This window comes from Photorhabdus stackebrandtii (genome assembly GCF_011189495.1).
In the GTDB taxonomy this organism is placed as follows: domain Bacteria; phylum Pseudomonadota; class Gammaproteobacteria; order Enterobacterales; family Enterobacteriaceae; genus Photorhabdus; species Photorhabdus khanii.
In genome coordinates this window covers 137,051-150,876 of sequence record NZ_PUJV01000003.1, presented here as the reverse complement: position 1 = coordinate 150,876, position 13,826 = coordinate 137,051, and the positions used below count along the sequence as shown (strand labels likewise).

Annotated in this window: 15 protein-coding genes; 8 read left to right on the top strand and 7 right to left on the bottom strand. The window is 40.7% G+C overall.

What is annotated here, in order from left to right; translation table 11 throughout:
* Positions 1-2: 2 nt before the first annotated feature.
* The 3 genes from trpCF to trpA are packed head-to-tail and all read left to right on the top strand — an operon-like array spanning position 3 to position 3,398.
* Positions 3-1,367: a bifunctional indole-3-glycerol-phosphate synthase TrpC/phosphoribosylanthranilate isomerase TrpF gene (trpCF, locus tag C5470_RS03825; RefSeq protein ID WP_166286346.1), complete on the top strand. Its 1,365-nt coding sequence runs from the start codon at positions 3-5 to the stop codon at positions 1,365-1,367.
* Positions 1,368-1,401: 34 nt separating this feature from the next.
* Positions 1,402-2,592, top strand: coding sequence for a tryptophan synthase subunit beta (trpB, locus tag C5470_RS03820; protein ID WP_166286082.1), 1,191 nt, complete (start codon positions 1,402-1,404; stop codon positions 2,590-2,592).
* Positions 2,592-3,398, top strand: coding sequence for a tryptophan synthase subunit alpha (trpA, locus tag C5470_RS03815; protein WP_166286080.1), 807 nt, complete (start codon positions 2,592-2,594; stop codon positions 3,396-3,398). Before trpB ends, trpA begins: the two co-directional genes overlap by 1 nt.
* A 72-nt stretch (positions 3,399-3,470) precedes the next feature.
* Here trpA and ompW read toward each other — a convergent pair whose 3' ends face one another.
* Positions 3,471-4,112 carry an outer membrane protein OmpW gene (gene ompW / locus C5470_RS03810; protein WP_166286078.1) on the bottom strand — a complete coding sequence of 214 codons (642 nt, stop codon included), beginning with the start codon at positions 4,110-4,112 and terminating at the stop codon, positions 3,471-3,473.
* 449 nt (positions 4,113-4,561) lie between these two features.
* On the opposite strand from ompW, the gene C5470_RS03805 reads away from it, so the two are divergent.
* Positions 4,562-5,326, top strand: coding sequence for a YciC family protein (locus tag C5470_RS03805; RefSeq protein ID WP_166286076.1), 765 nt, complete (start codon positions 4,562-4,564; stop codon positions 5,324-5,326).
* A 15-nt stretch (positions 5,327-5,341) separates the two neighbouring features.
* On the opposite strand, the gene C5470_RS03800 is transcribed toward C5470_RS03805, so the two are convergent.
* Both C5470_RS03800 and C5470_RS03795 read right to left on the bottom strand, forming a co-directional pair.
* A complete protein-coding gene (locus tag C5470_RS03800) occupies positions 5,342-5,572 on the bottom strand; it encodes an outer membrane protein (protein WP_166286344.1) in 231 nt (76 codons plus the stop codon).
* Between the two features lie 24 nt (positions 5,573-5,596).
* Entirely contained in the window at positions 5,597-7,309 is a 1,713-nt protein-coding gene (locus C5470_RS03795; RefSeq protein WP_166286074.1) for a SulP family inorganic anion transporter, read from the bottom strand.
* A gap of 225 nt (positions 7,310-7,534) precedes the next feature.
* Here C5470_RS03795 and C5470_RS03790 point away from each other — a divergent pair, with 225 nt between their 5' ends.
* Both C5470_RS03790 and yciA read left to right on the top strand, forming a co-directional pair.
* Complete coding sequence (locus C5470_RS03790; protein ID WP_166286072.1) at positions 7,535-8,071, top strand: septation protein A; 537 nt, start codon at positions 7,535-7,537, stop codon at positions 8,069-8,071.
* A gap of 77 nt (positions 8,072-8,148) precedes the next feature.
* The gene (yciA, locus tag C5470_RS03785) at positions 8,149-8,580 is read left to right on the top strand and encodes an acyl-CoA thioester hydrolase YciA (protein WP_166286070.1); all 432 of its coding nucleotides are present in this window, start codon (positions 8,149-8,151) and stop codon (positions 8,578-8,580) included.
* Positions 8,581-8,649: 69 nt separating this feature from the next.
* On the opposite strand, the gene tonB is transcribed toward yciA, so the two are convergent.
* Positions 8,650-9,324 (bottom strand): TonB system transport protein TonB, encoded by a 675-nt coding sequence (tonB, locus tag C5470_RS03780; protein WP_166286068.1) that lies wholly within the window; start codon positions 9,322-9,324, stop codon positions 8,650-8,652.
* A 102-nt stretch (positions 9,325-9,426) separates the two neighbouring features.
* Positions 9,427-9,609: a YciY family protein gene (locus tag C5470_RS03775; protein ID WP_166286066.1), complete on the bottom strand. Its 183-nt coding sequence runs from the start codon at positions 9,607-9,609 to the stop codon at positions 9,427-9,429.
* Positions 9,610-9,860: 251 nt separating this feature from the next.
* On the opposite strand from C5470_RS03775, the gene cls reads away from it, so the two are divergent.
* Positions 9,861-11,321 carry a cardiolipin synthase gene (gene cls, locus C5470_RS03770; RefSeq protein WP_166286064.1) on the top strand — a complete coding sequence of 487 codons (1,461 nt, stop codon included), beginning with the start codon at positions 9,861-9,863 and terminating at the stop codon, positions 11,319-11,321.
* Between the two features lie 115 nt (positions 11,322-11,436).
* Complete coding sequence (locus C5470_RS03765) at positions 11,437-11,766, top strand: HI1450 family dsDNA-mimic protein (RefSeq protein WP_132351913.1); 330 nt, start codon at positions 11,437-11,439, stop codon at positions 11,764-11,766.
* Between the two features lie 178 nt (positions 11,767-11,944).
* Here the strand turns inward: C5470_RS03765 and C5470_RS03760 are convergent, their stop codons facing one another.
* Together C5470_RS03760 and C5470_RS03755 are read right to left on the bottom strand one after the other, a co-directional pair.
* Positions 11,945-13,159, bottom strand: a complete 1,215-nt coding sequence (locus C5470_RS03760) for an MFS transporter (protein WP_166286062.1) — start codon at positions 13,157-13,159, stop codon at positions 11,945-11,947.
* Positions 13,147-13,704, bottom strand: a complete 558-nt coding sequence (locus C5470_RS03755; RefSeq protein ID WP_166286060.1) for a hypothetical protein — start codon at positions 13,702-13,704, stop codon at positions 13,147-13,149. The genes C5470_RS03760 and C5470_RS03755 overlap by 13 nt, the downstream gene beginning before the upstream one ends.
* Positions 13,705-13,826: the final 122 nt, after the last annotated feature.

Here is a 13,826-nt window from a genome sequence, read left to right as displayed (position 1 = left end):
TGATGCAAGCTACCGTTTTACAGAAAATTGTTAATGATAAAGCCGAATATCTTATTGGCCGTAAGCAACAGCAACCTCTGGAAAGCTTTATTGATTCTATTGTTGCCAGCCAGCGTAGTTTTTATCAGGCGCTAAACAGTGAACAGACTGTTTTTATTCTGGAGTGTAAAAAGGCATCGCCTTCAAAAGGACTCATTCGTCAGGATTTTGATCCCATCCAGATAGCAAAAACTTATCAGCCTTATGCTGCCGCAATTTCAGTATTAACAGATGAAAAATATTTTCAGGGCAGCTATGACTTTCTCCGTCTGGTGAGTCATGCCGTTCATCAGCCGGTATTGTGCAAAGATTTTATTATCGATCCTTATCAAGTTTATCTTGCTCGTTATTATCAGGCAGATGCAATTCTGCTGATGCTGTCCGTTCTTGACGATGAGCAATATATTATGCTGTCTGAACTTGCGCATAGTCTAAATATGAGCGTACTGACTGAAGTGAGCTCAGAAGAAGAACGGATCAGGGCTGTCGCATTAAAAGCCAAAATTATTGGTATCAATAACCGTGATCTAAGAGATCTCTCTATAGATTTAAACCGAACCAAACAACTTGCGCCACAGTTACCAGAAGGAACGATTATTATCAGCGAATCAGGCATCCACCAGCACCAGCAAATTCGTGAACTCAGCCATTATGCTAATGGTTTTCTGATTGGCAGCGCTTTGATGTCCCAGTCCAATCTGGATCTGGCATTACGCAAACTGATTCTGGGGGAAAATAAAGTCTGTGGATTGACCCGCCCACAAGATGCCAAAGCGGCATTACAAGCAGGGGCTGTTTATGGTGGCTTGATATTTGTTGAGCATTCTCAGCGTAGAATTAATATCGAACAGGCTCAACAAATCATCAATGAGGCCGCTCTCAAATATGTGGGGGTATTTCAAAATCAATCATCTGCATTTATCAGTCATACCGCCCACACTCTATCTCTCGCTGCGGTGCAATTACATGGAGCAGAAGGCGAAGTTTATATTGAAGAACTGCGGAAATTATTGCCTGAAAACTGCCAAATTTGGAAAGCGATTGATATGTCGAAAGATTCATTTCACGCTAAAGCCGGAAATATTGATCGGTATCTGCTTGATAACGGCAAAGGTGGGACCGGCAAAAGTTTCGACTGGCAATTACTTGAAAAACAATCACTCGACAATGTTATGTTGGCAGGTGGATTAAATGAAGAAAATTGCCAGCAGGCAGCAAAATATGGCTGTTGTGGACTTGATTTCAACTCTGGTGTTGAAAGTGCCCCGGGGATCAAAAGCAGTCATAAATTAAGCAAAGTGTTTCAGCGTCTACGTAGCTACCAATAAACAACGATTCTTTGATTAATGGACAAACAGAATAATGAGTAAACTTAACCCCTATTTTGGTGATTTCGGTGGACAATTTGTGCCACAGATCCTTATTCCCGCCCTTGAACAATTAGAAGCAGCATTTATTGATGCTCAGCAAGATCCTGAATTCCAGCAGGAATTTCAGGATCTACTGAAAAACTATGCAGGCAGACCAACGGCATTAACTTTATGCCGTAATTTGACTAAAGGCACTAAAACCCGTCTTTATCTGAAACGAGAAGATCTATTACACGGTGGCGCTCATAAAACCAATCAGGTACTTGGTCAGGCATTACTAGCGAAACGCATGGGCAAAAATGAAATTATTGCGGAAACCGGTGCGGGCCAGCATGGTGTAGCAACAGCCCTTACCTGCGCACTTTTAAATATGAAATGCCGTATTTATATGGGTGCTAAAGATGTGGAACGCCAATCCCCTAATGTCTTTCGCATGCGTCTGATGGGAGCCGAAGTTATCCCGGTCTACAGCGGCTCTGCAACCCTAAAAGATGCCTGCAATGAAGCACTACGTGACTGGTCAGGCAGCTATGATAAAGCTCACTATTTGTTAGGTACCGCTGCTGGCCCACATCCCTATCCGACTATGGTTCGAGAGTTCCAGCGTATGATTGGTGAAGAAGCCAAAGCCCAGATTCTGGCAAAAGAGGGGCGTTTGCCTGATGCCGTGCTGGCCTGTGTTGGTGGGGGTTCCAATGCCATTGGCATGTTTGCCGCATTTATTCCTGAAACATCAGTACGCCTGATTGGCATTGAACCCGCGGGACACGGTATCGAAACAGGCAAACATGGCGCCCCGCTGAAACATGGCGAACTAGGTATCTATTTTGGTATGAAATCACCCATGATGCAGACAAATGAGGGCCAGATAGAAGAATCTTACTCTATTTCAGCCGGCCTGGATTTCCCTTCTGTTGGCCCCCAACATGCCTATCTGAACAGTATTGGCCGGGCTGACTATTTTTCCATCACTGATGATGAAGCATTAGCTGCATTCAAAACGCTTTCCCGTGAAGAAGGCATTATTCCGGCTCTCGAATCCTCTCATGCGCTGGCTTATGCTTTGAAAATGATCCAGCAAGCGCCTGATAAAGAGCAATTACTAATCGTCAATCTATCTGGTCGCGGTGATAAAGACATATTTACTGTCCATGATATTTTAAAATCCAGGGGGGAAATCTGATGGAACGTTATGAGCAGCTATTTAAACAATTGGAAAGCCGTAAACAAGGTGCTTTTGTCCCCTTTGTCACACTGGGCGATCCAAACCCAGAATTATCGTTGGAAATTATTGACGCACTGATTGCAGGTGGTGCTGATGCCCTCGAGTTAGGTATTCCTTTTTCTGATCCGCTGGCTGACGGCCCGACAATTCAGAATGCCAATCTGCGTGCTTTCTCCTCAAATGTTACCCCCACTCTTTGTTTTGAACTATTGGCAAAAATCCGGGCAAAATATCCTGATATTCCTATTGGTTTATTGATGTATGCCAACCTGATTTTTCATAATGGCATAAACGAGTTTTATCGCCGCTGCAAAGATTCAGGTGTCGATTCTGTATTAGTTGCAGATGTTCCTATATCGGAATCACGGCCATTCCGTACTGCAGCAATGAAATACGGTATTGCCCCTATCTTTATTTGCCCTCCGAATGCGGAAGATGAATTATTACGTGAAATCGCCTCTTATGGCCGGGGATATACCTATTTATTATCCCGAGCAGGCGTTACCGGCACAGAACGACGCGCTGAACATCCTTTAAATCATTTGGTCAATAAGTTGCAGGAATATCATGCTGCACCGCCATTACAGGGATTTGGTATTTCAGAACCTGCACAGATAAAAGAAACGCTAGCAAGTGGTGCAGCTGGTGCAATTTCCGGATCTGCCGTAGTCAAAATTATTGAAGAAAATCTTTCTCAGCCAGAAATAATGTTGAAAAAACTCACTGAGTTTGTATCAAAAATGAAATCGGCAACTCAGCTTTAGTATAAAAAATGGGGCAAATTATGCCCCATTTTCCCATATTATACAACTCACATTAAATAAAAACGGTTCTTATTAGAAGTGATAACCGACACCAAACATAAATACCCACGGATCAAGCCGGGTGTCAATTTTATGGCTCTTGTCACCTGCTTTGAATTTCACATCCGTTTCAATGTTCACCCACCACACAGACGCGTTTAGCATCCAGTTCTGATCTAACTCATAATCTAAGCCAACATGACCGGCAACACCCCAGGAATCTTTCAGATCCAGACTGTGTAAATTATTACCTTTAACAGCATCATTGCCATTGAATTTTTCGTTAAAGAAAGTGGTATAGTTCAAACCAACACCAATATAAGGGCGGAAATCACTTTCTTTAGAGCCGAAATAGTATTGCGCCATTAATGTTGGTGGTAGACTCTTTATTTTAGCAATATTACCTGCACCCGGTAAACTTACCTGATGCTGGAAAGGTGTCCCAGCGAGTAATTCAATACCAATATTATCGGTAATCATATAACCGAAGGTCAGCCCCATCTGGGTATTATTATCCGCACTAAGAGAACCTACCCCTAATACATTATCAGATCCTGTATTAGGCCTTACTGTTGCAGTACCCGTGCGGAAAAGAAAATCACCCGCTTCATGAGCAAAAGCGAACGATGGTGCTAAAGTTGCCGCTGCTAACACAAATGCAGAAAGTTTTTTCATTATTCATCCCATTCTTGTGATTTAAAAGTCAATAAAAATATAGCCATATATTTAAAATTATGATCCAAGACAGATCACATCTTTTAAAGAATTTAATAAAAATCGTATATTTGAGATATTATTATTTCAAATAGGAATTATTTTAAATTGACATAAATCAATATTTATTTATTGTTAATCAATCAGATTTTTTGTTTTATATTTATATGCCAATTTTAGTGTTTTATTCCTCATTTAATTATATTTTCATTATGTTTTAATAAGGTTAAATTTATGTTTGTTTTTATATTGAAAAGATAACATAAAGAATTTTTTCCTCTTATCAACAATCACAATTAATCACTAATTTATCCGCATAATCTCCTTTCAGCTATCCACATCTGCCCATAACAGAGTACAATTAACCGCTGTGTATTATTGTGTTGTTTAACCTGATAGGAGCTGTCTTCATGCCAATCACGGCGAATACCCTGTACCGTGACAGTTTTAACTTTTTCAAGAATCAACTGTTAAGTATTCTGACTTTGGCCGTTCTGGCGGCTCTGGTGACTACCCTATTAGGGCACCTGTTTATCCCTGATAGCGAACAGATGAAGCTGCTGACAGAAGCAGAGTTCACTTTTGCAACTTCAGGTAAAACAGGTATTCAGGATATGGTGTCTCAAATGACTCCAGAGCAGCAGTCAATGATCATGCGAGCGGGAATAGGAACCATTTTCTCCAGTATGATTGGCAATGTGCTACTGGTTGGTGGTGTCTTGACGTTGGTCACGGCAGTTTCAGCGGGAAATCGTATTTCTTCATTACAAGCAATTGGTTTATCCGCAAGCCAATTACCAAAACTGTTCCTGCTATTGCTTATCTGCACCTTGCTGATCCAACTTGGTTTGATGCTCATGCTGGTACCAGGTATTATTCTGTCTATCGCCCTGGCTTTATCACCCGTGATTATGACCGCTGAGCGTCGTGGTATTTTTGCCTCTATGAAAATAAGTTGGAAACTGGCATTTGCCAATATTCGCTTGCTGGTTCCGGCAATTCTGTTATGGCTAACTGCCAAGCTCTTGCTGGTGTTTATTATTGATCATCTGACATTTATTCATAGTGAGATGGCGGGGATCATGCTTGGCGTGTTTAATAACCTGATCTCAGCCATTCTGCTAATTTATCTGTTCAGGTTATATATGCTGGTTGCCTCTTCACAACAAAAATGAATATAAAGTAGCCGTTCAACAAACCCCATAGCGATAAAAGCTATGGGGCTGACAGACTATCTTAAGCTCATCCAATTTTGAGTATTCATAAGATATATCGATAGTCCAATTTGGCATAAGGTTAAACTGTAATCCCAATCCGTAGCTAACAGATGTTTTACTCTTGCTGTCACTCATTGGATCAACATAATCTGAGTACTTAGCCTTTCCATAAGTTAACAAGTTGCTTGGTTGTCTTCCTGACATCTTGGTCAATTTACGATTGTCTCATTATCTTTTGATATAATTAGAGTACCATTCGGGCTTACTTTGAATCATCCGCACAGCAAAATAAAGATCGGGCACCACAATCAGATCGTCATCACTGCTTCTCAGTTTATTTTGTTTTATCCAGCGGGTAAGTTCTGTCCGTCGGCCAGCGAGCACCAGTGTGATACCTTTTACTTTCAATTCAGTAATCAGCTCATCAATCGCCGCAAAAACACTCACATCGTCATAGGTAAAACTCACCGCCGCATCAACAACTAACCAACCTGGGCGTTTTCGCGCCTTGTCTACATGCTGCAACACCCGTTTTTTAAAATAACTGACATTAAAATAAGTCAATGGGGAGTTAAACCGATACATCATCACACCGTCCACCGGTTTAATTTCATTGCCTTGGTTAATGGAGTGAATCATCCCTTGTTCATTAACGCCCAAAAGCTGATCTGTCGGGCGGAAGACAATTCGCAAAAACTGCAATAAGCCAAGCAAAACAGCAAAACCAACACCGTTAATCAAACCAACCACCAACACTGAAATCAGGGTAAACAACGATAAAGTAAATGCCTGACGATTTCGTTTCCGCAGTGACCAGATCCCCCGTAAACTCAACAATGACGATGCTGAATAAATCAGTACCACACCAAGAGATGACAATGGAATATGCGCCAGGAAACCAGTCATGAACAGCAAAACCAGCAGAATAACCACAGCGGCAATCACAGAGACCAATTGAGTTTTTCCACCAATAGCATCATTAACCGCAGTTCGACTGCTGGCAGCACTGACAGCAAACCCTTGTGATAAAGCAGAAGCAATGTTCGCAATACCTAAGGCCCTAAGCTCAGAATCCGCATCAATCTGATAGCCGTTTTTACTGGCAAAACTACGGGCCGTCATCATAAAACTGACAAAACTGATGACGGCAAGGTTTAGAGATGGGATAACCAGATCACGCATAATTCCAGGTTGAAAATCAGGCATTGGAACAACAGGTAATCCCCCACCGCTGACACTGCCAACAATCTGAATACCGTATTTTTCAAGCCCAAATTGCCAGCTTAAATACGTCGTTAATACCATTGCCAACAAAGGCCCCGGCCAGGCCGGGCGCAAGAAACGTACAGTCAGCAAAATCAATACCGTCACAACCGACATCGCCAACGTCGGTAAATGAGTACTCATTAATTTTGCAGGCAATGCGATCACCCGTTCAATCAATCCAACAGGTACGCCGGCAAAGCCAAAGACTTTAGCCAACTGATCCACCATGATTGTCAATGCCACACCGTTCATTAATCCTTTAAGGATCGGCCTTGAAAGAAAATCAGCAAACGCACCTAATCGGAAATGACTCGCGAGAATACACCATATCCCTGTCATTAAAGTCATCGCGATCGTAAGCTGCCAACGTACATCTTCATTACCAAAAACCAAGGGAGCAACCGCTGCCGCGATAACCGCGCACGTTGCTGCATCCGGCCCGACAATCAACTGTCTTGAAGTGCCAAATAACGCATAAGTGAACATTGGCAAGATACAGGCATAGAGACCGATAATTGCACTTATCCCCATTAATTCAGCGTAAGCAATAGCAACCGGCAGAGCTACTGCGGCCACAGAAAGCCCAGCCCTTAAATCATGACTAAACCACTCTTTGCGATAATGAGAAAAATTGCCCAACCCTGGCATCCAACGCTGTAGTTTTTTCCACTGCATCTGGTTTATGCCCTCTTATTTTTCAACGGGTTTTGGCTATAATGCTGTGTTATATGTTCACTGACAACAGGAAGTTAATTACGCCGCTCTTTATGGTAAAATTGTGCGAAACAGATCAATAAAAATCTTTATTTATCGATAAATAAAGCCATACTGTTACCGCTTAGTATATTCAATCACCAAAATCGGATAGAGTCAGCTGCCGGAGTTACAATAGGTTCAAACATGAAACAACTTTTAGACTTTCTACCTTTAGTCGTATTTTTTGTTGTATATAAAATGTATGATATTTTCTATGCTTCCGGGGCACTGATCGCCGCCACCGGTTTAGCAGTAGCGATAACTTATTTCATCTACCGGAAAGTAGAAAAATCTTCTCTGATCACTTTTATCATGGTTACTGTTTTCGGCACTCTGACCTTGGCTTTCCACAGTGATCTCTTTATTAAGTGGAAAGTCACCGCAATCTATGCCTTATTCGCATTAGCCTTGCTAATCAGCCAATGGTTCATGAAAAAACCCCTTATTCAGAAAATGCTAGGAAAAGAGTTGGTTTTACCAGATTTTGTCTGGAATAAACTCAATATGGCATGGGCGCTGTTTTTTATTGCCTGCGCGCTGGTCAATATTTATGTCGCGTTCTGGTTACCGCAAGATGTCTGGGTTAATTTTAAAGTATTTGGTCTGACTGCCCTGACCCTGGTTTTCACCGTGCTCAGTGTAGTATATATTTATCGTCACCTGCCACGCGAACAGAAGTAACCCTATTCAAATGGATACCTGCCTGCTATCGTCTGTAGGCAGGTATTGTTTTTTCATCAAATAAAGTAAAGTTTTCAATGACACAACAACAATTACCTTACGGAGAATTAGTCCTCCGCACACTGGCTATGCCCGCTGATACCAACGCCAATGGAGATATTTTTGGCGGATGGCTGATGTCACAAATGGATATTGGTGGCGCAATTCTGGCAAAAGAAATTGCAGAAGGCCGTGTTGTCACTGTCAGAGTAAATGGTATTACTTTCCTTAAACCTGTCGCTGTTGGTGATGTCGTCTGCTGCTATGCGCATTGCCTCAAAACCGGCAACAGTTCGATTACGATTAACATCGAAGTCTGGGTGAAGAAAGTAGCATCTGAGCCTGTAGGTCAACGCTATCGTGCAACCGAAGCGGTATTCACTTATGTTGCTGTTAATGAGGATAATACCCCGCGCCGGTTACCCGAAGGCAAAACCCAATTCCAACTGACCAGCAGCACTGACGAATAAGCCTGATTATTAATGTAAAAAAAGGAGCATCTAAATCATGCTCCTTTTTTATCTGCATTTTCCCGCCAATCAGGATTGAGATATACCGGTCATTTTGAATTCTATTGTTGTGATATAGCCAACAGCGGGTATTTTTTCATAACGCCACTTTCTCATTGCTTTTTTCACTTCCCTGTCAAAAACATTGGGTGGATTGGCACCAATCACTTCGATATTTTTTACCCGACCGTCTTCATCAATATCATATTTGACTCTAACATTACCCTCAATCCCCAATGCTGCCGCTCTGGATGGATAAATGGGTAACGCTTTACTTAATGCTTTTGGCCCATTCTGTGATTTAGTTGCCGTATTAGTTGCCGGTTTATTCTGATTATTATCAGTACGGTTAACCAGTGGCTTTTCCAGTTGTTCAGTTGTCTTCTCAACTGGCTCCGATTGCTTTTTAACAACCTTCTTCTTCACTTCCGGTTTCGGCTTCTTCACCTCTGGCTTTGGGATCACCGGCTCTGGAACAGGTTCCGGCTCCTCTGGCTCTGACTCGGGTTCAGGTGCCGCGGGTTGTGAAACCGGAGCTTCTTCGGCAGCTAACTGAATCATAGCTACAGACATAAGTGCAGCATCAGGCTGTTTTTCCGGTATTACAGAACAAAAAAGTGCGGCAGCAACAGAAATATGCAAACAAACTGATAATAATATTGGCCAATGTATCCAGCGCATAAGGGGGTTCTTGATTAGCAGCATAATAGTCAATCCTCGAATAACTGCTAGTTTAAATGCAAATAGCAATCATATTCAATAAAGATTGTAGGTAAGCGTGAATATAAGGCCAAAAATATTATTTCTTTACTGCATCCACTCACTATGTTGAACAAACAATAAAGCTCGCCGCTGTTTATAAACATCTAATTTACGTAGTGAATAAATACGTAAATTACGTCTTGATTGCCCTTCCATCCAACGGCGACGGCGGTTGAGATTCTGACGCAATCTCCGCCACCGTCCTACTTCATTCCGACTATGTCTCATACAATTATACCTGTAAAAAATATCACGCTCATTATATAGGCCTTTAAAAAAGATATCCAAGGTGTATCTGAATAGTACTTTTTATGTCATATAGTGCTAAATAACCAATATCAAGTATGATGCTTACAGTATACTTGCCGATTTTTTGGTAAATTCATCAGATTAATTAGATCGTTTATATCCCGTGTTTCGGGGAAACCGTGTTAAACGCCATCAAAGATGTCTGAACAAAACAGGATTGATTGCCGAACATGACAACCTTTTATTCCGTCCTAAGTTGGCTTGCTATTTTTTTCTATTGGCTAATCGTTGCCATTATCACCTTACGTATTTTAATAAAACGCCGGCCTGTCACTTCTGCTATGACCTGGCTGCTGATTATTTATATCCTGCCCTTAGTTGGCATTATCGCTTATCTGTCATTTGGTGAGCTGCATTTGGGAAAACGCAGAGTTGAACAGGCAAAAGCCATGTGGCCGTCAACAGCGGTATGGCTTGAAGAGTTGCGCAAATCTCGTCATATCTTCGCCACGGAAAATAGCGAAGTCGCGACACCTTTATTCCAGCTTTGCGAACGGCGACAAGGGCTTGAAGGTGTTAAGGGTAACAAGATCCAACTGCTGACAACCTATGACAATTCACTCAAAACCATCATTGAAGATATTGAGAATGCCAAACACAGCATTGAGATGATGTTTTATATCTGGCAATCCGGCGGCTTGGTTGAACAAGTGACTGATGCCCTTATGGCTGCAGCGCACCGAGGAGTCAGATGCCGTGTTATGGTGGATTCAGCCGGCAGCTGGTTATATTGCCGTAGCCAATACCCGGATATCATGCGCCAGGCGGGCATTGAATTTGTTGAAGCTTTACCAGTCAATATCTTCCGTCTATTTCTACGTCGGATGGATCTGCGCCAGCATCGTAAAATTATCCTGATAGACGACTATATTTCTTACACTGGCAGTATGAATATGGTAGATCCACGCTTCTTTAAGCAAGACGCCGGCGTTGGACAATGGATCGACATCATGGTGCGAATGGAAGGGCCGGTTACCACGACGATGGGGGTTATTTACGCTTGTGACTGGGAAATGGAAACAGGTCAACGCATCTTTCCACCCTCACCAGACAACAATATCATGCCATTTGAACAAGCCAGCGGGCATACAACTCAGATTATTGCCTCTGGTCCAGGATTCCCTGAAGAGTTAATTCAACAATCTTTAATGACGGCTATTTTCTCTGCCCGTAAGCAATTGATATTAACTACCCCTTATTTTGTTCCCAGTGATGACCTGATGAATGCTATCTGCACTGCGGCCTTAAGAGGGGTGGAAGTTATTATCATTGTTCCTCGCAGAAATAATTTTTTCCTGGTTCGCTGGGCAAGTCGTGCATTCTTTTCTGAACTATTGAAGGCGGGAGTTAAGATTTATCAGTTTGAAGAGGGTTTATTACATACCAAAAGCATTTTGGTTGATGGCCAACTCAGTATGGTTGGCTCAGTTAATCTCGATATGCGCAGCCTGTGGCTGAATTTTGAAATTACCGTGGTTATTGATGACGAAAACTTTGGTAATGACCTGACTCTGGTGCAATACGATTACATGGCCCATTCTACATTGCTGGAAATCCATGAGTGGGAACAGCGCCCTTTGTGGCATCGGATAATTGAACGTATTTGTTACTTTTTCAGCCCACTACTGTGACCAATACCCTCGTCTTGACAAGATGGGGGTACCAATCAATGCTTCATCATGTTTTAATTCTCCCATCATTACTACTGACAAATGAATTGATATGGACAACAAACCTTCACAAACGATGGACTTAGATCTCAACAACCGAATGACAGAAGATGAAACCCTTGAGAAAGCGTATGACATCTTTCTTGAGCTGGCTTCATCCAATCTTGATCCTGCGGATATTTTGCTATTTAGCTTACAATTCGAAATACGGGGCGGTGCAGAATTACTGGATCCTTCCGAGGATTGGCTTGAACATGTGGATTTCGATCTGAACCCTGATTTTTTCGCAGAGGTGATTATCGGGCTGGCAGAATCTGAGGATGCTGAGATTAATGATATTTTTGCTCGTATTTTGATTTGCCGGGAAAAGTCTCACCAGATTTGCCATATTTTGTGGAAAGAGTAATTATAGCGACTCACGTTTGAAATCCCCGGAACCATTTGTCCGTGACTGACATGGAGGACTATATAAGTTATTCAAACCAATGTGGGTAACAAACCATGTCTGTAATCCATTATCCTGAGCGGATATCAAAGGAATAAACGGTGATTCCTATCCCTCACAGAATAGAGTACAGATAATCTTAAGATACATCAATTTCATCTTTTACTTTTGTACTCCTCAGCGCCTCATATAAGAAATAAATGCTGATGATAAATAAATAAGTACCTAATATCATCATAGCATCATTTGATTGCATATAACGTGACAAAATGTAAGAAACAACAGAGCCAAACGGTATTGCAGAATAGATAATCATGTAGGATGCAGAAATAACGCTCACCACTTCATCTTGGTGATAATTAGTCTGTCTCTCAGTATAAAAGACAATTAAGTTGATGGCACTCAACAACATAACAATACTCCATGCTATTGATGCAATATAGATATTATTGGTTATGGGTATGCAAATTAAGCACAAAGAACATACTATCCCTGTAATGGAAATTAAATGCCATTTATTAACATTGTTCTTATACATAATCCTGCCGATCTTTACCCCTATAATTAACCCGATAGTGGAAATAGCAAAGAATAATCCTAACTTTATATCTGTTAAATTAAATTTTTCGATTAAAAAATACGTCAGTATAGATTGAAATCCATGTAACGCTATGTTTGAAAAGAAAAAACGCCTCATCAAATAATTAACAAACAAATTATCCTTAATAAGTCTAAAACCTTTGATGGTTTTTAAGATGAAATTCTCACCGGTGGTTTTTATTCTCAACTCTATATTTATTTTAGCTAAAATAAATATAGAGATCACATATATGACACCAATAATAAGAAATACATTATTATAACCTAAATAACTTAATATGGTTGCGCCGATCATTGGTCCTATAGCAGGAAACAGGCTATCGACAAAAGCAATTTTCCTGCTCATTTCTCCCATATCTTCTTTATGTGGCAATATCTCTTTTAATATACTGTGGATAATGGTTTGGTATAAGATAAGAATGGATGATAACAAAAATACCACCATAAAAAAAACAAGGTTACTAAAATTAATCTCAAAGTAGATATAGGAAAAAAGACATAAAAACAAACCAATTAAATTCAGTATTAATAGGCTTGCTTTTTTTGCAAGCCTGTTTTCGAGTAGATTAACTATCGGAGGTGCAATGATGTTTGGTGTAAACAACAATCCATAGCTAATTGTCATCATTTGCAATGATTTTGTTTCTGAGTAAAGAACCAACGGAGCAATAAATTTAAAAACCCAATTATTCATCGAATTAAGAATATATGAAATTAAAAAGAATAGAGATTGATTGCTTTTTACTTTAAACATTGGTCAACTCGTTCCTTCATTTCTTTGAATATTTCATAACCCCTTTCTGTTAGGTCACCGTACTGCTCTATGATATCGTATGTTTCATTTTTGGTTATTTCTTCTACTGAGTTCCCCGTGAATGGGCCGAATGCATAAACACCATCGTCATTGACGTCATTATCCGGTTTGTCATAGATATCTTTTAAGGTTTTTGCTACCTCTTCCGAGATGTTAGCATCAGTAATAACTAATATTCCCGGTCTACTAAGAACTGTCATTTTAGGATTGTGAGCAGACAAGTTATCCAATGCAGATTTTAAGAAAATTACTGCATTTTTTTGGTCTTGCTCTTTTATCGCATCGACGCACAAAAAATAGTTGGCAAAAACTTTCCAATTATAATTGATATTTAACTTACCACTGAAGGCGATATTGAAGTTTTCAGACAGGTATTTTAGCGAAGATAACACTTCATCTTCAAAAAACAATTTATTCTTCTCAATGGCAGCAGTTATAACAAGTCCCTCATTAATAAAGATGTTAAAGTGTCCAGATGGTTTCATTTGGACACTTTAATCGCACTAGATGACGCTTACTTTCGATTGATGAGAACAACAGCTGTGTACAGATGACCTTTTGGCGTGAATAATTTAGAAAGATCGATATTGTTCATATTAACGTCTCC